This window comes from Achromobacter sp. UBA2119 (genome assembly GCF_002331005.1).
GTDB classification, from domain to species: domain Bacteria; phylum Pseudomonadota; class Gammaproteobacteria; order Burkholderiales; family Burkholderiaceae_B; genus Achromobacter; species Achromobacter animicus.
This window is the reverse complement of the sequence record NZ_DCYD01000009.1, coordinates 52,619-77,875: the sequence shown is the minus strand read 5'-3', so window position 1 is coordinate 77,875 and position 25,257 is coordinate 52,619. Positions and strand designations below refer to the sequence as shown.

Here is a 25,257-nt window from a genome sequence, read left to right as displayed (position 1 = left end):
GGCGGGTATTCGTTTATCTAAAGGTATTGTTTTATGGCGTCGACCCAAGTCCTGGCCGGGTTTCACGCGGTTGTCGCGCGGCTGCGCCACGCGCCCGAGTCGATCAAGGAAATCTACGTCGAGGCCTCTCGCCGCGACAAGCGCATGCAGACATTCATCGAGCAGGCCGAGCGGGCTGGCTGCCGTCTGCACCCGGTTCCCATGGAGCGTCTGGACGGCCTGTCGCGCGGCACCCGTCACCAGGGCGTCGTGGCGCTGGCCGACGAGCGCCAGTTGGCGGTGGATGTCGACGAAGTGCTCGACGTGATCGAAGGCCCGCCGCTGCTGCTGATTCTTGATGGCGTGACCGACCCCCACAACCTGGGCGCGTGCCTGCGTACCGCCGACGCGGCGGGCGTGCACGCGGTGATCGCGCCGCGTGATCGCGCCGTTGGACTGAATGCCACCGTGCAGCGCGTTGCGTGCGGCGCGGCGGATACGGTTCCGTATTTGATGGTGACGAACCTGGCGCGCACCATGCGCAGCCTGAAGGATCGCGGCGTGTGGCTCGTCGGCACGGACGATCAGGCCACTGACAGCATGCACAAGATCGACGCGCGCCAGCCGATGGCCTGGGTCATGGGCGCCGAAGGCGAGGGCATGCGCCGCCTCACGCGTGAAACCTGCGACCAGCTCGTCAACATCCCGATGCTGGGTTCGGTGGAAAGCCTGAACGTCAGCGTCGCCAGCGCCGTCTGCCTGTACGAGGCCGTGCGCCAGCGCCAATCGTGATCCGTCTAATCCTGTAGATACCCTTCTTTCTTGCGTCTGCCCATCATGCACCAGAACGGCTTTACCACCACGATCCTCCATTCCGACCGCAATCAATCCGTCGAGCACGGAGCGGTGCACAAGCCGATGCATCCGTCGTCCGAGTTCGCGTACGACGACGCGCGCGAGCTGGCTGCCGTGTTCCAGGGCAAGGCGGGCTTCACGTATGCGCGCCAGGGCACGCCGACCACGACCGCGCTGGAAGCCAAGATCAGCCAGATGGAAGGCGGCAAGGGCACGGTCAGTTTCTCGACCGGCATGGCTGCGTTGGCCGCCATTTTCACCACGCTGCTGCGCCGGGGCGACCACCTGGTGTCCAGCCAGTTCGTGTTCGGCAACACCAACAGCCTGTTCGGCACGCTGCAGGAACTGGGCGTGGAGATCACCTTTGTCGACGCGACGGATTCGTCGCAGGTGCGCGCCGCCATCCAGCCCAATACGCGCATGGTCTTTACCGAGACCATCGCCAACCCGGGCACGCAGGTGGCCGACCTGGCCGTGATCGGCGAGATCTGCCGCGAAAAGGGGCTGGTCTATGTGGTGGACAACACGCTGACCTCGCCGTGGATGTTCCGGCCTGCTTCCGTGGGCGCATCGCTGGTGATGAACTCGCTGTCCAAGTACATCGGCGGTCATGGCAACGCGCTGGGTGGCGCCGTGACCGACACGGGCCTGTATGACTGGGCCGGCAACGAGAATATCTACGAGGCCTATCGCAAGGGGGCGTCGACCGGTTGGGGTCTCACGCAGATCAAGAAAAAGGGCCTGCGCGACATGGGCGGCACGCTGGCCGCCGAGCCGGCGCACCGCATTGCGGTGGGCGCCGAGACGCTGGCGCTGCGCATGGCCAAGCACTGCGCGAATGCGCTGGCGCTGGCGCGCTTTCTGGAAGAGCACCCGGGCGTGGCGAAGGTGCATTACCCGGGCCTGGCAAGCCATCCGCAACACGCGCGCGCCGCGGCGCTCTTCGGCTCGCGGTTCGGCGGCCTGCTGGGCGTCGAGCTGGCAGATGGCGTCGATTGCTTCGACTTCCTGAATCGGCTGCGTGTCGTGCTGATGGCGACGCACCTGGGTGACACGCGCAGTCTGGCGCTGCCGGCCGCCCACACCATCTATTACGAGATGGGCGCGGAGCGCCGTCAGCAGATGGGCATTGCGGACAGCCTGATTCGCGTGTCGGTGGGCATCGAAGACGAAGCCGATTTGCTGTTTGATTTCGATCAGGCGCTCAATGGTTGCCTGAAGGGATAATGCGGCAGGCGCGGCTCCCGCCAGGGCCGCGCTAGCAACGCAATCGGGTAGGAACCCATGCTTATACAGATCGCAGAAGTCTTCACGCCGCAAGAGGCGGCCGACATCCGCCAGCGGCTGGATGCCGCGGACTGGGTAGACGGCAAGGTCACCGCCGGCCATCAATCGGGGCAGGTCAAGCACAACCGGCAATTGCCCGAACAGCATCCCCTGGCGCAAGAGCTCGGCACGCTGATCCTGCAGCGCCTGTCGGGCAACAATCTCTTCATGTCGGCTGCGTTGCCGCGCAAGATCTTCCCGCCGCTGTTTAATCGCTACGAAGGCGGCGAGGCCTTCGGCTATCACGTCGACAACGCCGTGCGCGGCGTCGCGGGTTCACCGGAGCGCGTGCGCACCGACCTGTCCGCGACGCTGTTCTTCTCGGATCCCGACAGCTACGACGGCGGCGAGCTCGTCATCGACGACACCTATGGTCCGCGCGCCGTGAAGCTGCCGGCAGGGCATATGGTGCTGTATCCGGGCACCAGCCTGCACAAGGTCAACCCCGTGACGCGCGGCGCGCGCGTCAGTTCTTTCTTCTGGATGCAGAGCCTGGTGCGCGAAGATAGCCAGCGCGCATTGCTGCTGGACATGGACGTGGCTATCCAGCGCTTGAACCAGGATGTGGCGGGGCATGCATCGATCGTGCAGCTCACCGGCATTTATCACAATCTGCTGCGTCGCTGGGCCGACGTTTGATGAAGCTTAAAGTGTTTATTTGGGGTGTCGTGCAAACCCCGAAATTCGCGTTTTTGTTTATTGCGAAAACGGCTAAAAGCTAGTATTGACGCGGGTTGCGGTCAGGTTTTCTCTTGACAGCCGCTCTACGCCAAGGCCTAATACACCTCTGCGTCGCTGACGGTTTGCAGGCAAAAAGCCAGCAAATCCTAAGCGGCGCAGCAGTTTAAAAGTTGTGCTTTGCAGCGCAAGAAAAAAGTTTATCCACTGTCTGTTCGTCGTTTGCCTGGTCTCGCGTCCATTTGTGGCATCCATCCTGACGGCCATGAACTCCGCCCCCCGGCAGACTCCACACCTTGTGAGGGGTACACCTGCATGAACAAAACCGAACTCATCGATCACATCGCCAGCAAGGCCGATATCTCCAAGGCTGCTGCCGGCCGTTCGCTCGACGCCCTGATCGGTGCCGTGAAGACCACGCTGAAGAAGGGCGGTACGGTCACGCTGGTCGGTTTCGGCACGTTTGCCGTGTCGGCTCGCGCCGCGCGCACTGGCCGTAACCCGCGCACCGGCGAAACCATCAAGATCAAGAAGGCCAAGGTGCCGAAGTTCCGTCCGGGCAAGGCCCTGAAGGACGCCGTCAACTGATTGACGGCAGCGGATCGCACGGCGCACAGCGCTGCGATTTGCCCACAAGTACGCGGTCCGGTATACTCCGGCCCGCGTATTGCTTTTGAGTACCCCAAATTGGTAATTCCCGCGTGTTAATCGCGCCGGGCAATTGCACTGAAATGGGTGCTTAGCTCAGTTGGTAGAGCGGCGCCTTTACACGGCGTAGGTCACAGGTTCGACCCCTGTAGCACCCACCAGAAGCACACGATTTCGGTTCGGCTGGCACACCGTGCCATGTTCCGGATCCGCAACTAACCCGCACACGGCGACGTGGCGGGTTTTTTGTTTTTCCGCGGGCGTTTTCAGTGCCGCTACGCGCGAGCGTGCGCCTTTTTTCGTAAGCGTTTATTGATTCCGCTTTGATCTCCATCAGCGGTGTTACGCTGTTCCATTCGAAATACAACGTGCGAATCATTCGCATTTAAGATACTATGTCGGGCTTGTACCGGTCAGCCGGCGTCGCCGTTTCGTGCGCGTCATTTTTCTGGCTGGCCGGAAAAGTCAATGCACCCTGGCTGATTCATGCCTAGTCTTCAACCCGGTTGGAATTCTTCTTCGCGGTCTTCTTTTGGTATACGCGCAGGCGCTGGCCTGGCGGTCGTCGCGCTTCATGCAGCGGTGATCGGCGCCATCTTCATGGCGCCGGAAAGTCGTCCTGAACTGGAGGAACCCGAGGCAATCATGGTGAGCGTGGTGGATGCCCCCATCCCCCAGATCGCCAAAGCCGAACCCACTCCCGAAGTGCCGCAGCCGGTGACCGAGACGCCGCCCGAGCCTGAACCCGAGATCGAGCCCGAACCCGAGCCCGAACCTGAGTTGAAGCCCGAGCCGGAGCCGGAACCCGAGCCCGAACCGGTGGTGGAAAAGCCGCCGATGCCGGCGCCCAAGCCGCCTCCGCCCAAACCCAAGCCCAAACCCAAGCCCAAGCCCAAGCAGGAAGTCAAACCCGAGCCCAAGCCTGAAACGCCGCCGCAGCCGACGCCGCCCAGTGGTGCGCCGGAAGGCACGCAGGCGCCGCAGGGCCCGACGCAGGGACCACCTCCCGATCAGCCCGTGCTGGTCTCGAGCATCGAGTTCCAGGGCGCGCGTCCGATGCCCAACTATCCGATGGCATCGCGCCGCATGCGGGAAGAGGGCCGGGTCGTGGTGCTGGTGGAAATCAATACCCAGGGCTTGGTCGAGCGGGCAACCATCGATGCTTCGTCGGGCTTTCCGCGCCTGGACGAATCGGCGCTGGCAGCCGCCCGTAAAGGCCGCTTCAAGCCGTATACCCGTAATGGCGTGGCTTATCCCGCCAAAGCAAAAATTCCGTTCGATTTCGTAATGAGGAACTGAGATGTCCAACGCACTGCATAGCGCCACTCTTGTGGCGCAGGCGACCACCAGCCCGGCAGCGCCGGCTGCAGGCGCCGCGCCCGCGGCCGCCGCGGCCGCACCCGCAGCCCAGCAAGCCGCCACGACGGGGGGCGACGTAGTCCAGCAGGCTGCTGGCGCCGTTCAGCAATCGGCCGACGCGCTGCACAGCGCAGCGGCGGCACTACCGGCCGCGCCCGCGCCCGCACCGGTCCCTGACATGGGCTTCCTGCACTTCGTCGCCCAGAGCGACTTCGTGGGCAAGAGCCTGTTCGTCATCCTGATCCTCATGTCGCTCGTGACCTGGTATCTCATCCTGGTCAAGGCAGGCAGCAACGTCAGCATGCGCAAGCGTTCGGCAGACTTCCTGAACAAGTTCTGGAACGCCAGCTCGCTGGAGCAGGTCGAGCACGAAATCAATACGCACGGCGCGCGCGATCCGTTCTCGCATCTGGCCAGCCACGCGATGCACGCGCAGGCGCACCACAACAAGTTCGGCGCCACCAAGCTGGAGGAGTCGGGCAGCAATTCGGATTTCGTCACGCGCACCATGCGTAAGGTCATCGACGAAGAAACGGCCAAGCTGGAAAACGGCCTGACCGTGCTGGCCTCGGTGGGTTCGACGGCGCCGTTCGTCGGCCTGTTCGGCACGGTGTGGGGCGTGTATCACGCGCTGGTCGGCATCGGCCTGTCCGATGGCGTGACCATCAACCGCATTGCGGGTCCGGTCGGCGAGGCCCTCATCATGACGGGTCTGGGCCTGGCGGTGGCCATTCCGGCCGTGCTGGCGTACAACACCTTCGTGCGCAACAACCGCGTGTACTTGTCGCGCCTGGATGCGTTTGCACATGACCTGTTTGCGTTCCTGACCACCGGCCAGCAAGTTGCGCTGTCCGACGGCAAGGTGCGCGCGCTGCGTCGCCAGAACGGCCACGCGGCTCAACGCGGGAGCGAATAATGGCCTTTGGCAGCTTTGAGGGTAAAGGATCCGGAAGCCATGCGGTGTCCGAGATCAACATGGTGCCCCTGATCGACGTCATGCTGGTGCTGCTGGTGATCTTCATCATCACGGCGCCGCTGCTGGCGCACTCGATCAAGATCAACATGCCCCAGGTGGCTGCCGAGCAGATCGAGGAAGAACCCAAGACCGTGGACCTGGCGATCGACGCCGCGGGCGCACTGTTCTGGGACGAGAAGCCGGTCAATATCGACGACCTGCCCAATCGCTTCAAGTCGATCGCCGGCACCAAGCCGCAACCCGAGATCCGCATCCGCGCCGATCAAAACACCCGTTACGAAACGCTGGCCAAGGTCATGGCCTCGGCGCGCCGCTCGGGCATGACGCGTATCGGTTTCGTCACGACGCCGCCCTCGGGTGGCGCTACGGCGGCGGGTGCTCCCGCTTCGGGCGCACCTGCCGCGGCTCCGGCCCCGGCACCGTCCGGCCGGTGAACGAATCCAGGAAGGGGGCGCATTTCGCGCCCCTTTTTTTTTGGATCGCGCTAGAATCGCGGCATGCGAGTTCTGGTAATCGAAGACGACACCACCCTGGGCCATGCGCTCCAGGAATTCCTGGCCGACCAGGGTTATGCGGTCGACTGGCTGACCGAGGGCGACCGGGTTCTGGGCGCGCTGGCGGGCCAGCCGTATGACCTCATGCTGCTCGACCTCAATCTTCCCGGCATGAGCGGCCTGGACGTGCTGCGGCAACTGCGGCAGGACGGCAATCAGGTTCCCGTGCTCATCCTCACCGCTCGCGATGGCATCGAAGACCGCGTTGCCGGTCTGGACGCCGGGGCGGATGACTACGTCACCAAACCCTTCGAACTGCCCGAGTTGGCCGCGCGTGTGCGCGCCTTCGGCCGCCGCCGTGCCGGCCAGGCCCAGCCGCTCATCGAAGTCGGCCCACTGGTGTTCGACACCGTCGGCCGCGAAGTCCGCGCCAATGGCCAGCGCCTGTCGCTGTCGGTGCGTGAACTTTCCGTCCTCGAAATGCTGATGGCCCGCGTGGGCCGCGTCGTGACCAAGCGCCAGATCGTCAATTCCCTGTCCGCCTGGGACGCGGATTTCAGCGAGAACGCCGTCGAAGTCTACGTGTACCGCTTGCGCAAGCGCCTGGAAGGCACGGGCGCCAGCATCCAGACGGTACGTGGCTTTGGCTACATGCTGGATGTGGAAACGGCCTGACGGGCCGGCCGCGGCCGGCGATCGCCGTCCGCGCGTTTTCATCCGCCTCATCGAGGGCTTCGCGCCATGACGCAGGAACGCATCCCCCAACCGTCTCCGGCTGCGCGCCCCCCCATGCTTCCCTCCCGATCGCTTGCCCGGCATCTCGTCATCCGGTTGATGCCGCCCATCCTGCTGCTCGTCCTGCTGGATCTGGCGGCAACCTGGGTCATCACCCACAAGATCGACATGTCGCTGTGGATGCTGGAAGACTTCTTCTGGCTGATGGTCGTGGGCCAGGTGGCGTTGATCGCGCTGTTTGCATGGGTGGTGATGCAGGGTGTGCGGTCCGGCCTGCGGTCGGTGAACCATCTGTCTGAAGAAATCCGGCAGCGCTCCATCGACGACATGCAGCCGCTGGAGGTTGCAGGTGTGCCGGTGGAGATCGAACCGCTGGTCACGCACACCAATGATCTGCTGCTGCGGCTGGATGCTTCGCTGGCCGCGCAGCGGCGCTTCATTGGCCACGCCGCGCATCAATTGCGCACGCCGCTGTCGGGCCTGCGGCTGGAATCTGAACTCATGCTGGCGCGCCCCTTGCCGGACGACGTGCGGGCCCGTGCAGAGCGCATCAAGGCAGTGAGCGATCGCATGATTCGGCTGGGCCAGCAGCTGCTGGTGCTGGCCCGCGCCGATCCCAATGCGCGCCCACAGGACAGCTTTGTGCGCATCGACCTGTGCGAGTGGGTGCGGGTGCATGGCGCCGAATGGTTTCCGCGGGTGCGCGAGGCGCACTACGAGCTGGATCTGGCCGCGCCCGAAACGCCCATCTGGATCGACGCGGACCCCTTGCTGCTCGCGGAGCTGCTGGGCAACCTGATCGATAACGCGCTGCGCTATGGCAACCCGACGGGGCGCATCACGCTGATCGTGGGCGCCAATCCGCCCTCGCTGACCGTCGAAGACGACGGGCCCGGCATTCCGCCCGAAGAGCGCGACCGCGTGTTCGAGGCGTTCTACCGGTCGCCCACCGCGACGGCCGGCGGTTCGGGCCTGGGACTGGCCATCGTGCGAGAAATCGCGCACGCGCACGGCGCGTGGTGGAAGCTCACCAGCCGGCCCGATTTTTCCGGGACGCGGCTGTCCGTCGTATTCCCCGGCCCTCGCAAGGGGGCTCAACTCACTCGCCAAGAACCCGCATCATGAGCCAAGGCACGGTCAGCGCTGCTTCTTTGCCCCCAGGTCACCCGGGCGGCGCCCACGCCCCATCGTCGCGTGCGGCGCTGGTCCTGGGCGCGCTGGGCGTGGTCTACGGCGACATTGGCACCAGCCCGCTTTACACGCTGCGCGCCTGCCTGACCGGCCTGAGCGTGCATACCGACCTGGAGCCGGCCCATCTGCTGGGCGTGCTGTCCATCCTGTTCTGGATGCTGATGGTGGTGGTGTCCCTGAAATACGTGATGCTGGTGCTGCGCGCGGACAACCGCGGCGAGGGCGGCACGCTGGCGCTGCTGGAACTGGCGGTGCGCGCGCGCGAGGGCAAGCTGCGCTGGGTGCTGATCGTGCTGGGCATCTTCGGTGCGGCGCTGTTCTACGGCGACAGCATGATCACGCCGGCGATTTCGGTGTTGTCGGCGCTGGAAGGCATCGGCATCGTGTCGCATACGCTGGACCACTGGGTCGTGCCGATCGCGCTGGTCGTGCTGATCGCATTGTTTGCGATCCAGTCGCATGGCACGGCCGCCATGGGCAAGCTGTTCGGTCCGGTGATGTTCCTGTGGTTCGCCACGCTGGCGGCCCTGGGCGGCTGGCAGATCTGGCAGACGCCCGAGGTGCTGGCCGCGTTGAACCCGATGTGGGGGCTGCGCTTCATCGTCGAAGCGCCGTGGGTCAGCTTCGTGCTGCTGGGCGCGGTGGTGCTGGCGCTGACCGGCGCCGAGGCCCTGTATGCCGACATGGGACACTTTGGCCGCCCGGCGATCCGCCGGGCCTGGTTCAGCATGGTGCTGCCGGCGCTGACGCTGTGCTACTTCGGCCAAGGGGCGCTGCTGCTGCGCGATCCCACCGCGATCCGCAATCCGTTTTTCCTGATGGCGCCGGAATGGGGGCTTGCCCCGCTGGTCGCGCTGGCCACCATCGCCACCATCGTGGCGTCGCAGGCCGTGATTTCGGGCGCCTATTCGGTGACGCGCCAGGCAGTGCAGCTGGGCTTCTGGCCCCGCATGCAGATCCTGCACACGTCCGCGATCGAGAAGGGCCAGATCTATCTGCCGCAGGTCAACGCGCTGCTGCTGTGCGCGGTGCTGATCCTGGTGCTGTGGTTCCGCAATTCCGACAACCTGGCCGCGGCCTACGGCTTTGCGGTGACGGGCACGATGTTCACGACGTCGGTGCTGGCGTTTGCGGTGCTGCCGCGCGGCAGCACGGGCATGAAGCGCATGATGTGGTTCCTGGTGCTGGGCCTGTTGCTGCTGCTGGACGTGCTGCTGTTTTCGGCCAACGTCTTCAAGATCCACGAAGGCGGCTGGCTGCCGCTGGTGGTGGCGATCGTGGTGTTCACGCTGATGATGACGTGGCGGCGCGGCCGTCGTCTCTTGTCCGACATGCAGCAGCGCCACCGCCAGCCGCTCAAGGAATTCATGGAGCAGCTCGAGCAGTATCCGCCGTCGCGCGTGCCGGGTACCGCCATCTTCATGACGATGAATTCGGGTAACGTGCCGCCGGCGCTGCTGCACAACCTGAAGCACAACAAGGTGCTGCACGACCACGTGCTGTTCCTGTCGATCCAGTCGGCCGACGTGCCGTATATCGCGCCGGAAGAGCGCTTCGAGGTGAACAAGCTCAGCGCATCGAGCTGGGCTGCGACGGTCACCTACGGCTTCAAGGAAGATCCGGACGTGCCGGAGGCGCTGCGCCTGATTGCCGAAGCGTATCCGGAGCTGGATCTGGAACCGATGCGGACGTCGTTCTTCCTGTCGCGCCAGACGGTCGTGGCGGCCAGGAAGCCTGCCTTGTCACGCTGGCGGCGCGCGGTGTTTTCGTTCATGGCGCGCAATTCGACCCGCAGCACGAAGTTCTTCAAGATTCCGGCGAACCGGGTTGTGGAGATGGGCATGCAGGTCGAGCTGTAGCCGCCACGCTGACCGCGTCGCGGCCTCGCCGCGCCGGGCCACGACTGCCTGGCGAAAAAAAACCCTCGGTGTGAAAACCGAGGGTTTTTGTTTGGCCTTGAAGAATTACTTCTTCGAGGTCGTGTCCTTCAGTTGGGGCAGCGACGTGCCGCTGGAGGCGAGCAGGCCGGTCTTGACGTACGTGAACAGCTTTTCGCGCGTGTCGACGATGTCGAGGTTGCGCATGGTGAGCTGGCCGATGCGGTCCGCCGGCGTGAAGGGGGCGTTTTCCACCTTCTCCATGGACAGACGCTCGGGCGCGTACGTGAGGTTGGGCGACACGGTGTTCAGCAGCGAGTAGTCATTGCCGCGGCGCAGTTCGATGGTGACTTCGCCAGTGACGGCGCGGGCCACCCAGCGCTGGGCGGTTTCGCGCAGCATGATGGCTTGCGGGTCGAACCAGCGGCCCTGGTACAGCAGGCGGCCCAGCTTGCGGCCGTTTTCGCGGTACTGCTCGATCGTGTCTTCGTTGTGGATGCCGGTGACCAGGCGCTCGTAGGCGATGAAGAGCAGGGCCAGGCCCGGGGCTTCGTAGATGCCGCGGCTCTTGGCTTCGATGATGCGGTTTTCGATCTGGTCGCTCATGCCCAGGCCGTGACGGCCGCCGATGCGGTTGGCTTCGAGCAGCAGTTCGACGGGGTCAGCGTATTCGACGCCGTTTAGCGCGACGGGCTGGCCTTCTTCGAAGCGCACCGTGACTTCCTCGGCCTTGACGGCGACGTCGTCGCGCCAGAACGCCACGCCCATGATGGGCTTGACGATGCGGATGCCGGAATTCAGGTGTTCCAGGTCCTTGGCTTCGTGCGTGGCGCCGAGCAGGTTGGAGTCGGTGGAGTAGGCCTTCTCAGCCGACATCTTGTAGTCGAAACCGGCTTGGCGCATGTATTCGGACATTTCCGAACGGCCGCCGAGTTCGTCGATGAAGCGCTGGTCGAGCCAGGGCTTGTAGATCTTGAGTTCCGGGTTGGTGAGCAGGCCGTAGCGGTAGAAACGCTCGATGTCGTTGCCCTTGAACGTGCTGCCGTCGCCCCAGATGTTGACGTTGTCTTCCTTCATGGCGGCGACCAGCATCGTGCCGGTGACGGCGCGGCCAATGGGCGTCGTGTTGAAGTACGTGATGCCGGCGGTCGAGATGTGGAACGCGCCCGACTGCAGGGCGGCGATGCCTTCGGCCACGAGCTGCGCGCGGCAGTCGATCAGGCGGGCGTTTTCGGCGCCGTACGCCAGGGCCTTGCGGGGAATCTCGTCGTAGTCGGATTCGTCGGGCTGGCCCAGGTTGGCGGTGTAGGCGTAGGGGATGGCGCCGTTGTTGCGCATCCAGAGGAGCGCAGCGCTGGTGTCCAGGCCGCCGGAAAAGGCGATGCCGACTTTCTGGCCGGTGGGCAGGTTCGGGAGGATAGTGGTCATTGTTTGAGGTGAGACGCCAACAGGACTTTGACAGCAACGAGCCGCCAAACAAGAAAATAGCCCGCCATTTTAACTCTTTTGAGGGGGGCTGGCCGCCGGGGTTGCGGCGCGGGGGGCGCCTGGTGCGAACAGCTCGGCAAGCCGCAGGCCGCGGATCAGCTCGCCCGTGGCCGCGGCCAGCCGGGTGGCTGGGCGATGGCGGGCGCTGGCCAGCACCAGGTTGTTGGTGATCGTCGGGGAGCCAATGGCGCACAGGGACAGTTCATGTTCGGCGGCCGGACCGCGCGCCGCCGAGCGCGGCAGGATGGCGTAGGCGTCGCCCTGCGCCGCCAGTTCCACGATGGTCTGCACGGCGTCGACCTCGGCCGCGACCTTGAGCCGCACACCCTGCGCACGGCAGACGCTTTCAACGAGGGTGCGGATGGCGTTGGGCAGGCTGGGCAGCACCAGCGGATAGTCGCCCAGCCGCGCGACCGGCACGCGGGCGGGCAGGGGCGGCTGATGGCCCGCGGCCGCGGCCAGGACGAGGTCTTCGCGAAAGAGTGACTCGTAGACCAGTTGCGGGGAAGGGGCGGGATCGTACAGCAAGGCCAGGTCCACGCGGCCGGCGAGTAGCCATTCGCGCACCTGGGCGCTCAGGCCTTCGGCCACCGCGATGGAGGCATCGGGGAAATTCTGGCGGAACGCCTGCACCAGCGGCGGCGTGAGCACGCGCGCGATGCGGGGCGGCAGGCCGATCATGACCTTGCCGGTGGGCGTTTCGCGCAGCGTCTGCAGATCCTCCTTCGCGCGCTCGGCCAACGCGAGCAGGGCGCGGGCGTGCTCGAGAAAGCGCAGTCCCGCTTCCGTGGGCTCGGCGCCGCGCCCGTTGCGGTAGAGCAGATGCTGGCCCAGCTCCAGTTCCAGCAGCCGCACCTGACGGCTGAGTGTGGGCTGCGCGACGTCCAGCATTTCAGCGGCGCGCGAGAAGCTGCGGCGCTCGGCCACACGCACGAAGTACTCGATCTGCTTGAGATCCATCGGGATATTAGGTTTTTCGATATCAGAAATATACGGTATAGCATTGTTCGCCCTCCGGCATTCCGCGACCATGGCGCTTTCCATGCAGGATGTCCCCGTGCCCGATTGCCGTCCGCCGCTTGCCTCGCCCTCCCGTCCCCGCCATGCGCTGCCGCCGGGCGCGTGCGACGCGCATTGCCACGTCTTCGGACCCGGCGATGTGTTTCCGTATGCCGAAGGCCGGTCGTACACGCCGCCGGACGCGTCGTTCGCCAGCATGGCGGCGCTGCATGCCCATCTGGGCATCGAGCGCGCCGTGGTGGTGCAGGCCAACTGCCATGGGTCGGACCATCGCGCTTTGCTGGACGCGCTGGCGCGCAGCAACGGCCGATATCGCGGCGTGGCGCTGCTGGGCGCGGACGCCACTGCTGCCAGCGTCAAGGCGCTGCACGAAGGCGGCGTGCGGGCTGCGCGGTTCAACTTCGTGCCGCATCTGGGCGGCGCGCCCGAGCCGGCGGTGTTCGACCACGTGGTCAAGCTGATCGCGCCGTTGGGATGGCACCTGTGCCTGCACGTGGACGGCGCGATGCTGCCCGAACTGCTGCCGCGACTGCTCACGCTGCCGGTGCCGTTCGTCGTGGACCACATGGGCAGGCTGAAGGCGGCCGATGGGCTTGATTCACCGGCGATGCGCGCGTTGCTCAGCCTGGCGGACGTCGGCCAGGCGTGGGTCAAGGTGTCCGGCATCGACCGGATCGCCGCCGGCCGCCGCCCCTTTGCGGAAGGCATTCCCTTCGTGCGCGCGTTGGTTGAGGCCTTGCAGGACCGCACCTTGTGGGGCACGGACTGGCCGCATCCGAATGTGGCCGGCGATATGCCGGACGACGGTGAACTGGTCGACACGTTTTTCGAAGCGTGCCCGGACGCCGGACTGCGCCAGCGCGTGCTGGTGGACAACCCGGCGCGGCTTTACGGATTTCAGTAGCACAGAGAAAGCGGAACGAGGGCCAGGAAGCCCCCGCCGCAAGCACATCCCCATCAACGAGGAGACACCATGTTCAAGAAAATCATCTCGGCCGCCGTGCTGAGCCTGGCCGCCGCTGGCGCGGCCCACGCCGACGGTCCCGTGCGCCTGATCATCGCGTTCCCGCCGGGCGGCCCCGTGGATCTGGTGGGCCGCGTGCTGGCCGAGCAGCTGGGCAAGGAGCTCAAGCAGAACGTCATCGTCGAAAACAAGGCGGGCGCCAACGGCAACATCGCGGCCGCCTACGTGGCCAAGGCGCCGGCCGACGGCTCGGTGCTGTTCCTGACCAGCGTGGGCGCGGTGGCAATCAGCCCGGCGCTGTACAAGGACCTGCCGTATGACCCCGCGCGCGATTTCGCGCCGGTCTCGCGCGTGGTGAACAACGCCACGGTGTTCGTGGTGAATCCGTCCAACCCGGCGACGGACGCCGCCGACTTCGTGAAGAAGTCGCAGGCCGCGTCGCAGTCGGTCGCCATCGGCTCGTCGGGCATCGGCAGCATTCCGCATCTGACGCTGGAAATGTTTGGCGATTCCAGCAAGGCCAAGGTGCTGCACGTGCCTTATAAGGGCGCGGCGCCCGTCATCAACGACGTGATGGGCAATCAGGTGTCCGGTTTCTTCGGCGACGTGCCCGGCCTGATCGGCCATATCCAGGGCGGCAAGCTCAAGCCGTTGGGCCTGGCCGCGCCGACACGCCATCCGCTGCTGCCCGACGTGAAGACGATGGCCGAGCTGGGCATCCCCGGCGTCGAATCGAACAACTGGTACGGCCTGGTCGCACCCGCGGCCACGCCCGCCGCCACCGTCGACAAGCTGAACCAGGCTGTGCGCGCCGCGCTGGCCAACGAGGCCGTCCGCGCCCGCCTGGAGAAGTTCGGCGCCGAGGCCGCGCCCAGCACGCCGCAGGAACTGGGCGCGCTGATCGCCGCCGACCGCGAGAAATGGACCGCGCTGATCCAGCGCAAGAACATCCGTCCGGAGTAAGCATGAGCGCCCGCCGAATCGAACCCGTGGTGCCGGGCACCCGCCCGGAGCTGGCCGTGCTGGAGGCGCGCATCGCCGCCGCGCGCGGCCGCATTTCGCCGCTGTACCAGGTGCTGCTGAACAGCCCGGCGGTGGTCGAGGGCTGGGAAGCCATGCTGACCGCGATCCGGCAGAAGACATCGCTGGCGCCGCGGTTGCGCGAGCTGATCATCCTGCGCGTGGCGACGTTGAACAATGCGCCCTACGAGTTCGAGGCGCACGTGCCGCACGCGCTGGCGGGCGGCATGCCGCAGACCGTCATCGACCTGCTGCGCGGCAACCCCGCGCCGGATCAGGTGCAGGGACTGGAACCGGGAGAGGCCGAGGTGCTGGCGCTGACCGACGCCATGACCCGTGACATCGAGGTGCCGGACGCGGTGTTCGCGCCGCTGCGAGAGCGCTACGATGATGCGCAACTGGTGGAACTGACCGCAACGGTCGGGGCGTACAACATGGTGTCGCGCTTCCTGGTCGCCTTGCGCGTCGGACATTGAAGGAGAGGGCTGTGCAGGAAACGATGTTGCTGGTGTCGCTGGGCGAACGGTTTGACGAGGCGCGCGCCCGTGATCTGGCCGGGCGCCTTGCGGACGGGCTGGCGGATGTGAAGATCAGCGCCTTTGCCGCGCTGGAAGCGGAGGAGACCTACGTAACCGTGCGCGGGGCCCGTGCATTGCCAGAGATCCAAGCCCGTCTTGACGAACTGGCGCCCGGCGCGCACGCGCGGGTGTTGCACCAGACGCTGGATCTGCCCGGCGCGTCGGCGGGGCAGGAGGCGCCGTGGCATTACATCGTCGAAACCGACGTGTTGCCCGAGGCCGAGGCCGACCTGAACGCCTGGTACGACCAGGAGCATCTGCCAGGGCTGGCGTCGGTGCCCGGCACGGTGCGCGCGCAGCGTTGGGAATGCCGCGACGAATCGCCGCGCTACCTGGCCTGCTACGACCTGCATACGCAGGAGACCTTTGGCAGCCCGCCGTGGCTGGCGGTGCGCGCGACTGACTGGAGCAGCCGCGTGCGGCCGTCGTTCCGCAACACGCGGCGCACGATGTTCAGGAAGATCCTGTAGCACCAAGCGGTCTAGAAAGCAGAAGGGCCCGGGCGTCGCAGGATGCCCGGGCCCTTCTCATGTATGCAGGACAGGTTTAGTCGACCTGACCCAGCAGCAGGAATTCCATCAGCGCCTTCTGCACGTGCAGGCGGTTTTCGGCTTCGTCCCAGACCACGCTCTGCGGCCCGTCGATGACTTCGCCGGTGACTTCCTCGCCGCGGTGGGCGGGCAGGCAGTGCATGAAGACGGCCTGCGGGTCGGCCGCCGCCATCATCTCGGCGTCCACGCACCAGTCGGCGAACGCGGCGCGGCGCTCTTCGTTTTCGGCCTCGTAGCCCATGCTGGTCCACACGTCGGTGGTGACCAGGTGCGCGCCCTTGCAGGCTTCCATGGGGTCCTTGAACTGGCGCAGCACCTTGTCGGACGGCGTGCCGATGCGCGAGGCTTCGAGTTCGTAGCCGGCCGGCGTGGACACATGCAGCGTGAAGCCCAGCATTTCGGCCGCGTGCAGCCACGTGTAGGCCATGTTGTTGGCATCGCCCACCCAGGCGACCGTCTTGCCGGCGATGGGGCCGCGGTGCTCGATGTAGGTGAAGATGTCCGCCAGGATCTGGCAGGGGTGGAATTCGTTGGTCAGGCCGTTGATCACGGGCACGCGCGAATGCGACGCGAAGCGCTCGATGCGGGTCTGCTCGAACGTGCGGATCATGACGATGTCGACCATGCGCGAGATCACGCGCGCGGTGTCCTCGATGGGCTCGGATCGGCCGAGCTGCGAGTCGTTGGACGTCAGGTTGATGACCGAGCCGCCCATCTGGTACATGCCGGCCTCGAACGACACGCGGGTGCGTGTGCTGGCCTTTTCGAACACCATTGCCAGCGTGCGGTCGTGCAGCGGCATGTGGGGCTCATAGCGTTTGAACTTTTCCTTGATCAGGCGCGCGCGGTCCAGCACGTAGGCGATCTCGGCGGACGAGAAGTCCTTGAACTGCAGAAAGTGCCGCAGCGGGCCGTTTTGAGTCGTGGGAGGAGTCATGTTGATGTCGCAGGTCATTGGGCCCCGCCAGGCTCGTGGCCCGGCAGGGACGTTGATTATGGTTTTTCGGCCAGGAACTGTTGGATGAGCGGCACCAGCAGGGCGACGATCTGGTCGGCCTCCTGGCGCGTCAGGATCAGCGGCGGCAGCATGCGGATGACGCGGTCGCGCGTGACGTTGATGAGCAGGCCTGCTTCCATGGCGCGCAGCGCAAGGACGCCGCAGGGGCGGGCCAGCTCGATGCCCAGCATGAGGCCGCGGCCGCGGATGTCGGTCACGCCGGGCGTGCCGGCCAGCGCGCTGGCCAGGCGGTCTTTCAGGTATTCGCCCACGTCATGGGCGTTTTCTAGCAGGTTTTCGGATTCCAGCGCATCGAGCACTGCAAGGCCTGCCGCGCACACGAGCGGCCCGCCCCCGAACGTGGTGCCATGGCTGCCCGGCGTAAACACACCTGCGGCCGGCCCCGCGGCCAGCATCGCGCCGATGGGCACACCGCCCGCCAGGCCCTTGGCCAGCGTCATGACGTCGGGGCGGATGTCGGCCCATTGGTGCGCGAACCACTTGCCGGTGCGGCCGATGCCGGACTGCACTTCGTCGATCATCAGCAGCCAGCCGCGCTCGGTGCAGAGTTGGCGCAGCGCCTGCAGGTAGGCGATGTCGGACGGGCGGATGCCGCCTTCGCCCTGCAGGACTTCCAGCAGCACGGCGGTGGTGCGCGGCTCGGCGTCGCCGGCGGCACGCACCGCGTCCAGGTTGTTGTACGGAACCTGGATGAAGCCGCTGGGCAGGGGCTCGAAGCCTTTGCGCGCCTTGTCGCTGCCGGTAGCCGCCAGCGTGGCCAGCGTGCGGCCATGCCAGGACGAATCCATGGTGATGATGTGAGCGTGCTTGTTGCCGCGCTGGTAGGCGTAGTAGCGGGCGAGCTTGATGGCCGCTTCGTTGGCCTCGGAGCCGCTGTTGTTGAACGCGACTTCCTGCATGCCGGACAGCGCCGTCAGCCGGGCGGCAAGCTCGGTTTGCTGCGGGATGTCGTAGATGTTGGAGGTATGGATGACGCGGGCCGCCTGTTCGGCGATGGCGGCGACCAGCTTCGGATGGCCGTGGCCCAGGCAGGAGACGCCGATGCCGGCCAGGGCATCCAGGTACTTGCGGCCGCCTGCGTCCCACAGCCAGACACCCTGGCCGTGCGTGAACGATACCGGCAGCCGGGCATAGATATTGGCCAGAGGCGAGCTCATCGCGGATCCTCCTGGGGGAATGGCATCGACAGCGTGCCCGCTTGCTAGGGCGAATCAGGGGCGAATCGCGGTTCGAAAGAGGGCAAAGGATCAATCATATACAATTCGCGGCGCGGCACGCATGTTTGATCACGCCGAAGATCCGGCTTTCGTGAAAGGCGTCCCGCAGTGAAGAACACATGGCAACTCGCGTCAGACAATTCTTAATTCATGGCGTTACCGAAAGCGGTAGCCGCTTCCGCCCCAGCGATTGGGCGGAACGGCTCGCCGGCGTAATGGCACAGTTCCGGCCCGCCGGCTGTGCTGGTAACCACCTCACTTATTCGCCTTATGTGCTGCCCGTCGTGATCGATGGCGTGCGCGGGATCGTTGTCGACCTGCGCCTGCGCGACCTGGAGCCGCTGGCCTACAAGTTTGTGGTGGATTTCGCCCGCGACAACAACCTCAAGACGGAAGAACGCGAAATCTAGGCCCCCAGAACGAAAAAGCGCCCCAACCGGGCGCTTTTCTCATTCTGCGACCCTGCACGCCGCCGAGGCGTGCCGGGCGTTACCCGCCGCACGGACAGATTGCCCGCGCGGCGGCTACGCACATCACTTCGCGTACACCAGGTCGCGCAGTCCCAGCGACAGCCCGGGCCAGTAGGTAATGACCATCAGGCACAGGATCACCACACCGACGAAGGGCACCAGCGGCTTGACGATACGCTCAAGCGGCAGCTTGGCCACCGCGCACGCGGCAAACAGGTTGACGCCAAACGGCGGCGTGATCATGCCCAGCGCCAGGTTGACCACCATGATGATGCCGAAGTGCACCGGGTCGACACCGAACTGCAGCGCCACCGGCAGCAGCAAGGGAGCCAGCACGACGATCGACGCCGAGGTCTCGATGAACATGCCGATCACGAACAGCGCGGCGTTCACGCCCATCAGGAAGCCGAACTTGGTGTCGAAGATCTGGGCGAGCCACGTGCCCAGCGCGTCCGGAATACCGGCGCGGTTGAGCAGGAAGCTGAACAGGCCGGCGTTGGCGATCACGAACATGATGACCGCGGTCGACACGACCGACTTGTGCAGCGTGTTCGACAACTGACGGAACGTGAGGCGGCGGTAGATGAACTTGCCCACGAAGACGGCGTACATCACGGCCACGACAGAGGCCTCGGTCGGCGTGAAGATACCGCCATAGATGCCGCCCAGGATGATGACGGGCATCAGCAGCGCCAGCCAGGCGCGCTTGAACGCGGGCCACAGCGGCAGCCGGCCTTCGCCGTCGCGCTTGCCCAGGTTGTTGCGCTTGGCGTAGAGCCAGACGTAGAACATCAGCGCGATGCCGATCAGGATGCCCGGCACGACGCCGGCGATGAAGAGTTCGCCGGTGGACGTGTCGGTGGACACGGCAAACAGGATCATCGGGATGGACGGCGGGATGATGACCCCGAGTTCCGCCGCGCTGGCCTGTAATGACGCGGCAAAGGGGGCCGGATAGCCGTGCCGGATCATGGCGGGAATCAGGATGGCGCCCACCGCGAAGGTCGTGGCAACGCTGGAGCCCGCGACCGCCGCGAAGATCATGCAGGTCAGCACGCAGGTGCAGGCCAGGCCGCCCTGGATGCCGCCGACCACGCTCTTGGCGAATTCCACCATGCGTTCGGAGATGCCGCCGGCTTCCATCAGGTTGCCGGCCAGGATGAAGAAGGGGATGGCCACGAGCGGGTACTTGTCCAGCGCGGCAAACAACTGCTGCGCGACAACCAGCCAGGGCAGGCCCGCGGCGCCGACTCCCGCCAGGCTGGCCAGGCCGATCGACACAGCGACCGGCACGGACAGCCCGAAGAAAATCAGCATCGAGACAATCATTAATTGGGACATGGCGATTTTTGCTGCTCAGGTTCGATAGGGGGCGGCTCAGCCTTGCGCGTCGTTGCGCACGGGCACGTCGTCTTCTTCGCCGGCGCACCAGCGGGCCAGCACGGCGATGGCCGCCAGCGTGGCGCCCACGGGAATCGCCAGGTAGATCCAGGAAATCGAGATGTCCAGGCTCGGCACGTTCTGGAAACGCACGCGATAGGTCATGTTGCCGCCGATCCAGGCCAGAAAGCCGAGAAAGCCCGCGCAGATCAGGCCGATGATGGCCTCGAGCACGCGGCGGCGCGTGCCGCCCAGCAGGTTGCGCAGCAGCTCGACGCTGATCATGGCGCCGTGGCGGAATGCCAGCGCCACGCCCAGCAGCACGGTCCAGATCAGAAGCGCGCGGGTGAGGACCTCGCTCCAGTCGGCGGGCGAGTGCAGCACGAACCGGGCGATGACCTGGTAGAACGCGGCGGCCGCGGCGGCCACCAGCAAAAGTTGGGCGAGGGCCGAGACCAGCTTGAACAGGCCGCGGTCGAAGGCGCAGAGCAAACGCATGGTGAATTCCGTTGGCGATGGACGCGGAAAAGTGGGGCGGGCGCGCGGCGCAGGCCGGTCCCGCCGCCAGGCAAACGGCCCCGCGATGGGGGCCGTGCCGGCTTACTTGGTGTCGCGGATCGAGTCGATCAGCTTCTTGTCGAACTTCTTGTAGTACTCGGGGTAGGCGGGTTCCACAGCGGCGGCAAACGCGGCGCGGTCCACTTCGGACACCTGCATGCCTTCCTTCTTGAGCTGCTCGACGCCCGTCTTTTCGATGTTGTCGACGTAGGCGCGCATGGCCTGGGCCGATTCCTTGCCGGCCTTGTCGAAGTTGGCCTTGTCGGCGGCCGACAGGCCTTCATAGACGTTGGCGGACATCAGCACCAGGGCCGGGCCGTACACGTGGCCGGTCAGCGACAGGTACTTCTGCATCTGCGACAGCTTGGCCGACGTGATCACGGACAGCGGATTTTCCTGGCCGTCGATGGTGCCCTGCTGCAGCGCGGTGGCCACTTCGGGCCAGGCCATCGGCGTGGGCAGGATGCCGATTTGGCGGAAGGCCGTGATGTGGATCGGGTTTTCGGTGGTGCGGATCTTCAGGCCCTTGGCGTCCGCCGGGGTCTTGACCGGGCGCACGTTGTTGGTCAGGTGGCGAAAGCCCTGTTCGCCCCACGCCAGCGCCACGATGCCGCGGCTGGGGAACTTGGCCAGCATGTCCTGGCCGATCTTGCTGTCCAGGACGGCGCGGGCGTGCGGCAGGTCGCGCAGCAGGAACGGGATGTCGAAAACGCCGGTCTCGGGAACAAAATTCAGGGTTGCACCGGTCGAAACGATCGCGAGATCGATGGTGCCGATCTGCAGGCCTTCGATCACTTCACGTTCGCCGCCCAGCGCGCTATTGGCAAACTGCTGGACCTTGAACTTGCCGTTGGTGGAGCCTTCGATGGATTTGGCCATCGCGTCGGCGCCGGCGCCGTAGTGCGACGACGTCGACAGGGCGTAGGCCATCTTCAGGGTGGTCTGCGCTGCCGAGGGCAGCGAGGTGGCGGCCGCGCAGGCGGCCAGAATCGTGGCCGCAAGCCAGGTTTTACGCATTGTCTTCTCCGGAATTGGTTATCTTTATGGGCGGCTTTGCCTCCCGCCCCGGGATGATATCGGGATTCGGACGCCCTACAGGCGCTTAGTTAACATGGACGAATGATGGATTTCCCTGATATGTCACAGGCCAGGCGCCCTGGTTTCTGGTCAACCTTGCGCCTGGGCGCCCGGATGATGATGCGCGATGCGCGAGCCGGCGAGCTCCGTTTGCTGGTCCTGGCGCTGGTCGTGGCGGTGGCCGCCGTCACCAGCGTGGGCTTTCTGGCCGACCGGGTGGGCCGCGCGCTGGAACGCGACGCCGGCCAGATGCTGGGCGCTGATCTGGTGCTGGACGCCGACGAACCCGTGCCCGCCGCCTTCAAGGATCAGGCGCGCGAGCGCGGGCTGACCGTTTCCGGCACGTGGCAGTTTCCTTCCATGGTGGGCGCCGGGGACGGCGCGCAACTCGCGGCGCTGAAAGCGGTGGAGCCCGGATATCCGCTGCGCGGGGCCTTGCGGGTGGCCGAGGCGCCGTTCGCGCCCGACGCGCCCACACGCGACATCCCGCCCGAAGGCGCGGTGTGGGTCGACGCGCAGTTGCTGGCGCTCTTGAACCTGAAGGTGGGCGACACGCTGAACGTGGGCGACGCCCACATGCGCATCGACCGCGTCATCACGTATGAGCCGGACAAGGGCATGCAGTTCGTCAACGTCGCGCCGCGCGTGCTGCTGCGCGCCAACGACCTGCCGGCCACCGGCCTCATCGCGCCGGGCAGCCGCATCGGCTATGCCATGCTGGTCGCCGGCCAGCCCGACGCCGTGGCTGGATATTCCGCCTGGCTGAACCAGAATCTGAAGCGCGGCCAGAAGATCGCCACTCTGGAATCGGGCCGCCCGGAAGTGCGCCGCACGCTGGACCGCGCGCAGCGTTTTCTGTCGCTGGTCGCGCTGCTGGCCGTGCTGATCTCGGCCGTGGCCGTGGCGCTGGCGGCGGGACGTTACATGACGCGGCATCGTGATGGCATCGCGGTCATGCGCTGCCTGGGCGCCGTGCAATCGCAGGTCGCGCGCATGCTGACGCTGGAATTCACGCTGGTCGGGCTGTTCTCGTCCGCCGCCGGCTGCCTGCTGGGGTTTGGTGTGCACCAGGTGCTCGTCATGCTGCTGGGCTCGCTGATCGACACGACCTTGCCGGCCCCGTCTGCCATTCCGGCCTTGCAGGGCGTCCTGACCGGATTGCTGCTGCTTCTGGGATTCGCGCTGCCCGCGCTGGCGCAATTGCGCCACGTGCCGCCCGCCCGCGTCCTGCGGCGTGATGCGGACACGATCAGCGCGCGCAGCGCGTTCGGCTACGTGCTGGGCGCGGCGGGTTTTGCGCTGCTGATCTGGTGGTTCGCGGGCGATGCCAAGCTGGGCGGCGTGGTGGCGGGCGGCTTTCTGGGCGCCTTTGGCGTGTTCGCGCTGGTCGCCTGGCTGTGCATCCTGGGCCTGGCGCGCGTGCGCCGGCTGGCCGCCGGCCTGCCCGCGCTGCGCTTTGCGCTGGCGGGCGTGGTGCGCCGCCGGGCGGCCACGATCACCCAGGTCTGCGCGCTGGCGGTCGGCTTGATGGCGCTGCTGCTGTTGACGATGACGCGCACCGATCTGATCCAGGGCTGGCAGCGCACGATGCCGCCGGACGCGCCCAACCGCTTTCTGATCAACGTGCAGCCGGACCAGCGCCAGGCCGTGACCGACGCGTTGACGCGCGAAGGCCTGGGCCGCATCACGCTGTCGCCGATGGTCCGGGGGCGGCTGATTGCCGTCAACGGCAAGCCGGTGGGACCGGACGATTATGAAGAGCCGCGCGCCAAGCGCCTGGTGGACCGCGAATTCAACCTGTCCTATGGCGACGAGATGCCGTCGTCCAACCGGATCGAGCAGGGCCGCTGGCTGACGCCGGGTTCCGCGGAGGTCTCGCTGGAGGCCGGGCTGGCGCAGTCGCTGCGCATCGGGCTGGGCGACAAGATGACGTTCGACGTGGCCGGCCAGCAGGTCGAGGTGGCGGTGTCGAGCATCCGCCGGGTGGATTGGGATACGATGCGCGTCAATTTTTTCGCCATCCTGACCCCCGCCGCACTGGCCGACATGCCCCAGAGCTGGATCACGTCCTTCTACCTGCCGCCCGAAAAGGCGGCGGTGTTGCCCGCCCTGGTGCGGGAGTTTCCGAACCTGACGGTGTTCGACGTGGGCGCCATCCTGCAGCAGTTGCAGTCCGTGCTGAATGAAGTGGGCCGCGCCGTGCAGCTGCTGTTCCTGTTCACCCTGGCCGCCGGCGTGCTGGTGCTGTCCGCGGCGCTGACCGCCACGCGCGACGAGCGCATGCGCGAGGCGGCGGTGCTACGCGCGCTGGGCGCCACGCGCCGTCAGCTTGCCCGTTCGCAGCGCATCGAGCTGTGGGCCGTGGGCGGGTTGGCAGGCCTTCTTGCGGCGGCCGGCGCGACCGCGATCGCTTGGGCTTTATCAACCCAGGTGTTCGACTTCACCATTACCCTCAGCCTCTGGCCGTGGCTGGCCGGCATCGGCACCGGCATGCTGGGCGCCTGGGCGGGCGGCGCGCTTGCCCTGCGCGGCGTCCTGCGCACGCCGCCGCTCGTCACCCTTCGAGAAACCTGATGACGTCCCGCGTCCACACCATTACAGAACCCGTGGAAAACTCCCGCACCATGTTTGACCTTCTTGGCGGCGAAGCCGGCGTGCGCGCCCTCGTCGACCGCTTCTATGACCTGATGGACATGGAGCCCGACCTCAAGGAACTGCGCGCCGCCCACGGCCCCAGCCTGGACGAGGCGCGCGACAAGCTCTTCTGGTTCCTCTGCGGCTATTTCGGCGGTCCGGACCACTACATCGAACGCTTCGGCCATCCCCGCCTGCGGGCGCGTCATCTGCCGTTCTCCATCGGCGAGGTCGAGCGCGACCAATGGGTGACCTGTATCGGCCGCGCAATGGAAGACGAGGGCATCGATCCCGTCCTGGTCGAGCGTCTGCTCGAATCGTTCTACGGCGTGGCCGACTGGATGCGCAACCGTGAAGGCTGACGATCAATCCGGCGCGCGGCGCACCACCTGGGATGGCCCGCTGGCCGGCGCCATGCTCAGCGATGCCCGGCGCCTTGCCGACGCGGGCCCCGAAGTCTTCAACCCCGGTCACTATGGCGACCGGGCGCGGCCGGTGGACGCCGGGGGACGCCAGGCCGCGTGGTTCGTGGAGGGGCGGGGCTGGCAGGGTGTGCTGCGGCGCTACCGCCGCGGCGGCATGATCGCCCGCATCAGCCGCGACGCGTATCTGTGGAACGGCGAGTCGCGCACGCGCAGCTTTCGCGAATACCGGCTGCTGGCCGCCCTGCGCGCGCAAGGGCTGCCGGTGCCGGCGCCGCTGGCGGCCGCCTACTGGCGCCAGGGTCCGATCTACCGCGCCGCCATCGTGGTCGAGCGCATTCCCGGCGTGCGGCCCCTGGCGCAGGCGCTTTCCGAGCCCCTGTGGCAGCCGGTGGCCGATGCCATCGTGCGCATGCACCGGGCAGGCGTCTGGCATGCCGATCTGAACGCCTTCAACATCCTGATTGGCAACGACGGCCGGGTCTGGCTCATCGACTTCGACCGCGGCACGCAGGGCGGGTTGTCGGAGCGGCAGCGCCAGGCCAATCTCGACCGCTTGCGCCGGTCGTTGCGCAAGGTGGCCGGCGAGGCCGGCGACCGTTTCTGGATGCGCCTGCGCGACAGTTACTGGACGGCCTGGGGCATCGGAATCCAGCCCTGACCGCTGGCCCGCCCGCCGCGGGCCGCCAAGGCAGCAATTGCGCCAATTACCCCCCAAAGTTGGGCAGGTCATCGCAAAATG

Annotated in this window: 25 protein-coding genes and 1 tRNA gene; 19 read left to right on the top strand and 7 right to left on the bottom strand. The window is 66.3% G+C overall.

Annotated features, from left to right (window positions below; genetic code table 11):
- Positions 1-33: 33 nt before the first annotated feature.
- The 11 genes from rlmB (at position 34) to B3098_RS05485 (ending at position 10,100) form a co-directional block, all read left to right on the top strand.
- On the top strand, positions 34-771 hold the full coding sequence (gene rlmB, locus B3098_RS05535; protein ID WP_279972984.1) for a 23S rRNA (guanosine(2251)-2'-O)-methyltransferase RlmB: 738 nt from the start codon (positions 34-36) through the stop codon (positions 769-771).
- 45 nt (positions 772-816) lie between these two features.
- Positions 817-2,061, top strand: a complete 1,245-nt coding sequence (locus tag B3098_RS05530; protein ID WP_175124727.1) for a cystathionine gamma-synthase family protein — start codon at positions 817-819, stop codon at positions 2,059-2,061.
- A 57-nt stretch (positions 2,062-2,118) separates the two neighbouring features.
- A complete protein-coding gene (locus B3098_RS05525; protein WP_286892811.1) occupies positions 2,119-2,799 on the top strand; it encodes a Fe2+-dependent dioxygenase in 681 nt (226 codons plus the stop codon).
- Positions 2,800-3,153: 354 nt separating this feature from the next.
- A complete protein-coding gene (locus tag B3098_RS05520; protein WP_003812968.1) occupies positions 3,154-3,426 on the top strand; it encodes an HU family DNA-binding protein in 273 nt (90 codons plus the stop codon).
- Positions 3,427-3,571: 145 nt separating this feature from the next.
- Positions 3,572-3,647, top strand: a tRNA-Val gene (locus tag B3098_RS05515).
- Between the two features lie 325 nt (positions 3,648-3,972).
- Positions 3,973-4,785, top strand: a complete 813-nt coding sequence (locus B3098_RS05510; RefSeq protein ID WP_175124581.1) for an energy transducer TonB — start codon at positions 3,973-3,975, stop codon at positions 4,783-4,785.
- Between the two features lies 1 nt (position 4,786).
- Complete coding sequence (locus tag B3098_RS05505) at positions 4,787-5,761, top strand: MotA/TolQ/ExbB proton channel family protein (RefSeq protein ID WP_175138753.1); 975 nt, start codon at positions 4,787-4,789, stop codon at positions 5,759-5,761.
- Positions 5,761-6,255: an ExbD/TolR family protein gene (locus B3098_RS05500; protein ID WP_286892299.1), complete on the top strand. Its 495-nt coding sequence runs from the start codon at positions 5,761-5,763 to the stop codon at positions 6,253-6,255. Before B3098_RS05505 ends, B3098_RS05500 begins: the two co-directional genes overlap by 1 nt.
- 63 nt (positions 6,256-6,318) lie before the next feature.
- Positions 6,319-6,990 carry a response regulator transcription factor gene (locus B3098_RS05495; protein WP_006218435.1) on the top strand — a complete coding sequence of 224 codons (672 nt, stop codon included), beginning with the start codon at positions 6,319-6,321 and terminating at the stop codon, positions 6,988-6,990.
- A gap of 114 nt (positions 6,991-7,104) precedes the next feature.
- A complete protein-coding gene (locus tag B3098_RS05490) occupies positions 7,105-8,175 on the top strand; it encodes a sensor histidine kinase (RefSeq protein ID WP_063952906.1) in 1,071 nt (356 codons plus the stop codon).
- Positions 8,172-10,100: a potassium transporter Kup gene (locus B3098_RS05485; protein ID WP_286892274.1), complete on the top strand. Its 1,929-nt coding sequence runs from the start codon at positions 8,172-8,174 to the stop codon at positions 10,098-10,100. The genes B3098_RS05490 and B3098_RS05485 overlap by 4 nt, the downstream gene beginning before the upstream one ends.
- Before the next feature lie 105 nt (positions 10,101-10,205).
- On the opposite strand, the gene argG is transcribed toward B3098_RS05485, so the two are convergent.
- Positions 10,206-11,546 (bottom strand): argininosuccinate synthase, encoded by a 1,341-nt coding sequence (gene argG, locus B3098_RS05480; RefSeq protein WP_175125769.1) that lies wholly within the window; start codon positions 11,544-11,546, stop codon positions 10,206-10,208.
- Positions 11,547-11,615: 69 nt separating this feature from the next.
- Positions 11,616-12,566 carry a LysR family transcriptional regulator gene (locus B3098_RS05475; RefSeq protein ID WP_175125768.1) on the bottom strand — a complete coding sequence of 317 codons (951 nt, stop codon included), beginning with the start codon at positions 12,564-12,566 and terminating at the stop codon, positions 11,616-11,618.
- A 97-nt stretch (positions 12,567-12,663) separates the two neighbouring features.
- Here B3098_RS05475 and B3098_RS05470 point away from each other — a divergent pair, with 97 nt between their 5' ends.
- From B3098_RS05470 to B3098_RS05455, 4 genes are all read left to right on the top strand, one after another.
- On the top strand, positions 12,664-13,530 hold the full coding sequence (locus B3098_RS05470) for an amidohydrolase family protein (RefSeq protein WP_286894700.1): 867 nt from the start codon (positions 12,664-12,666) through the stop codon (positions 13,528-13,530).
- A 69-nt stretch (positions 13,531-13,599) separates the two neighbouring features.
- On the top strand, positions 13,600-14,553 hold the full coding sequence (locus B3098_RS05465) for a Bug family tripartite tricarboxylate transporter substrate binding protein (protein WP_279975663.1): 954 nt from the start codon (positions 13,600-13,602) through the stop codon (positions 14,551-14,553).
- A 2-nt stretch (positions 14,554-14,555) separates the two neighbouring features.
- Entirely contained in the window at positions 14,556-15,086 is a 531-nt protein-coding gene (locus B3098_RS05460; protein ID WP_286892270.1) for a carboxymuconolactone decarboxylase family protein, read from the top strand.
- An 11-nt stretch (positions 15,087-15,097) separates the two neighbouring features.
- Entirely contained in the window at positions 15,098-15,658 is a 561-nt protein-coding gene (locus tag B3098_RS05455; protein WP_286892268.1) for a DUF4286 family protein, read from the top strand.
- Between the two features lie 76 nt (positions 15,659-15,734).
- On the opposite strand, the gene argF is transcribed toward B3098_RS05455, so the two are convergent.
- Positions 15,735-16,676, bottom strand: a complete 942-nt coding sequence (gene argF / locus B3098_RS05450; RefSeq protein WP_175138749.1) for an ornithine carbamoyltransferase — start codon at positions 16,674-16,676, stop codon at positions 15,735-15,737.
- A gap of 56 nt (positions 16,677-16,732) precedes the next feature.
- Positions 16,733-17,914, bottom strand: coding sequence for an aspartate aminotransferase family protein (locus B3098_RS05445; protein ID WP_286892265.1), 1,182 nt, complete (start codon positions 17,912-17,914; stop codon positions 16,733-16,735).
- A 179-nt stretch (positions 17,915-18,093) separates the two neighbouring features.
- Between B3098_RS05445 and B3098_RS05440 the strand changes: the two genes are divergently transcribed.
- Positions 18,094-18,384 (top strand): DUF3579 domain-containing protein, encoded by a 291-nt coding sequence (locus B3098_RS05440; protein ID WP_286892263.1) that lies wholly within the window; start codon positions 18,094-18,096, stop codon positions 18,382-18,384.
- Positions 18,385-18,507: 123 nt separating this feature from the next.
- Here the strand turns inward: B3098_RS05440 and B3098_RS05435 are convergent, their stop codons facing one another.
- The 3 genes from B3098_RS05435 to B3098_RS05425 form a co-directional block, all read right to left on the bottom strand.
- Positions 18,508-19,785, bottom strand: a complete 1,278-nt coding sequence (locus tag B3098_RS05435; RefSeq protein WP_286892261.1) for a TRAP transporter large permease — start codon at positions 19,783-19,785, stop codon at positions 18,508-18,510.
- A 36-nt stretch (positions 19,786-19,821) separates the two neighbouring features.
- Positions 19,822-20,322 carry a TRAP transporter small permease gene (locus B3098_RS05430; RefSeq protein ID WP_056567167.1) on the bottom strand — a complete coding sequence of 167 codons (501 nt, stop codon included), beginning with the start codon at positions 20,320-20,322 and terminating at the stop codon, positions 19,822-19,824.
- 102 nt (positions 20,323-20,424) lie between these two features.
- A complete protein-coding gene (locus tag B3098_RS05425) occupies positions 20,425-21,399 on the bottom strand; it encodes a TRAP transporter substrate-binding protein (protein WP_105238069.1) in 975 nt (324 codons plus the stop codon).
- A gap of 102 nt (positions 21,400-21,501) precedes the next feature.
- On the opposite strand from B3098_RS05425, the gene B3098_RS05420 reads away from it, so the two are divergent.
- Genes B3098_RS05420 through B3098_RS05410 form a run of 3 tightly spaced genes read left to right on the top strand, consistent with a single transcriptional unit; the run spans position 21,502 to position 25,176 of the window.
- Complete coding sequence (locus B3098_RS05420; protein ID WP_286892258.1) at positions 21,502-24,033, top strand: ABC transporter permease; 2,532 nt, start codon at positions 21,502-21,504, stop codon at positions 24,031-24,033.
- Positions 24,033-24,455 carry a group II truncated hemoglobin gene (locus B3098_RS05415; protein ID WP_218345069.1) on the top strand — a complete coding sequence of 141 codons (423 nt, stop codon included), beginning with the start codon at positions 24,033-24,035 and terminating at the stop codon, positions 24,453-24,455. The genes B3098_RS05420 and B3098_RS05415 overlap by 1 nt, the downstream gene beginning before the upstream one ends.
- A complete protein-coding gene (locus tag B3098_RS05410) occupies positions 24,445-25,176 on the top strand; it encodes a 3-deoxy-D-manno-octulosonic acid kinase (RefSeq protein ID WP_286892255.1) in 732 nt (243 codons plus the stop codon). The genes B3098_RS05415 and B3098_RS05410 overlap by 11 nt, the downstream gene beginning before the upstream one ends.
- Positions 25,177-25,257 lie beyond the last annotated feature (81 nt).

What these genes read in the sequence shown, in the direction of transcription:
- rlmB (WP_279972984.1), top strand. Translation starts at nt 34, where the DNA reads ATGGCGTCGACCCAAGTCCTGGCCGGGTTTCACGCGGTTGTCGCGCGG.
- B3098_RS05530 (WP_175124727.1), top strand. Translation starts at nt 817, where the DNA reads ATGCACCAGAACGGCTTTACCACCACGATCCTCCATTCCGACCGCAAT.
- B3098_RS05525 (WP_286892811.1), top strand. Translation starts at nt 2,119, where the DNA reads ATGCTTATACAGATCGCAGAAGTCTTCACGCCGCAAGAGGCGGCCGAC.
- B3098_RS05520 (WP_003812968.1), top strand. Translation starts at nt 3,154, where the DNA reads ATGAACAAAACCGAACTCATCGATCACATCGCCAGCAAGGCCGATATC.
- B3098_RS05510 (WP_175124581.1), top strand. Translation starts at nt 3,973, where the DNA reads ATGCCTAGTCTTCAACCCGGTTGGAATTCTTCTTCGCGGTCTTCTTTT.
- B3098_RS05505 (WP_175138753.1), top strand. Translation starts at nt 4,787, where the DNA reads ATGTCCAACGCACTGCATAGCGCCACTCTTGTGGCGCAGGCGACCACC.
- B3098_RS05500 (WP_286892299.1), top strand. Translation starts at nt 5,761, where the DNA reads ATGGCCTTTGGCAGCTTTGAGGGTAAAGGATCCGGAAGCCATGCGGTG.
- B3098_RS05495 (WP_006218435.1), top strand. Translation starts at nt 6,319, where the DNA reads ATGCGAGTTCTGGTAATCGAAGACGACACCACCCTGGGCCATGCGCTC.
- B3098_RS05490 (WP_063952906.1), top strand. Translation starts at nt 7,105, where the DNA reads ATGCTTCCCTCCCGATCGCTTGCCCGGCATCTCGTCATCCGGTTGATG.
- B3098_RS05485 (WP_286892274.1), top strand. Translation starts at nt 8,172, where the DNA reads ATGAGCCAAGGCACGGTCAGCGCTGCTTCTTTGCCCCCAGGTCACCCG.
- argG (WP_175125769.1), bottom strand. Translation starts at nt 11,546, where the DNA reads ATGACCACTATCCTCCCGAACCTGCCCACCGGCCAGAAAGTCGGCATC.
- B3098_RS05475 (WP_175125768.1), bottom strand. Translation starts at nt 12,566, where the DNA reads ATGGATCTCAAGCAGATCGAGTACTTCGTGCGTGTGGCCGAGCGCCGC.
- B3098_RS05465 (WP_279975663.1), top strand. Translation starts at nt 13,600, where the DNA reads ATGTTCAAGAAAATCATCTCGGCCGCCGTGCTGAGCCTGGCCGCCGCT.
- B3098_RS05460 (WP_286892270.1), top strand. Translation starts at nt 14,556, where the DNA reads ATGAGCGCCCGCCGAATCGAACCCGTGGTGCCGGGCACCCGCCCGGAG.
- argF (WP_175138749.1), bottom strand. Translation starts at nt 16,676, where the DNA reads ATGACTCCTCCCACGACTCAAAACGGCCCGCTGCGGCACTTTCTGCAG.
- B3098_RS05445 (WP_286892265.1), bottom strand. Translation starts at nt 17,914, where the DNA reads ATGAGCTCGCCTCTGGCCAATATCTATGCCCGGCTGCCGGTATCGTTC.
- B3098_RS05440 (WP_286892263.1), top strand. Translation starts at nt 18,094, where the DNA reads ATGGCAACTCGCGTCAGACAATTCTTAATTCATGGCGTTACCGAAAGC.
- B3098_RS05435 (WP_286892261.1), bottom strand. Translation starts at nt 19,785, where the DNA reads ATGTCCCAATTAATGATTGTCTCGATGCTGATTTTCTTCGGGCTGTCC.
- B3098_RS05430 (WP_056567167.1), bottom strand. Translation starts at nt 20,322, where the DNA reads ATGCGTTTGCTCTGCGCCTTCGACCGCGGCCTGTTCAAGCTGGTCTCG.
- B3098_RS05425 (WP_105238069.1), bottom strand. Translation starts at nt 21,399, where the DNA reads ATGCGTAAAACCTGGCTTGCGGCCACGATTCTGGCCGCCTGCGCGGCC.
- B3098_RS05420 (WP_286892258.1), top strand. Translation starts at nt 21,502, where the DNA reads ATGATGGATTTCCCTGATATGTCACAGGCCAGGCGCCCTGGTTTCTGG.
- B3098_RS05415 (WP_218345069.1), top strand. Translation starts at nt 24,033, where the DNA reads ATGACGTCCCGCGTCCACACCATTACAGAACCCGTGGAAAACTCCCGC.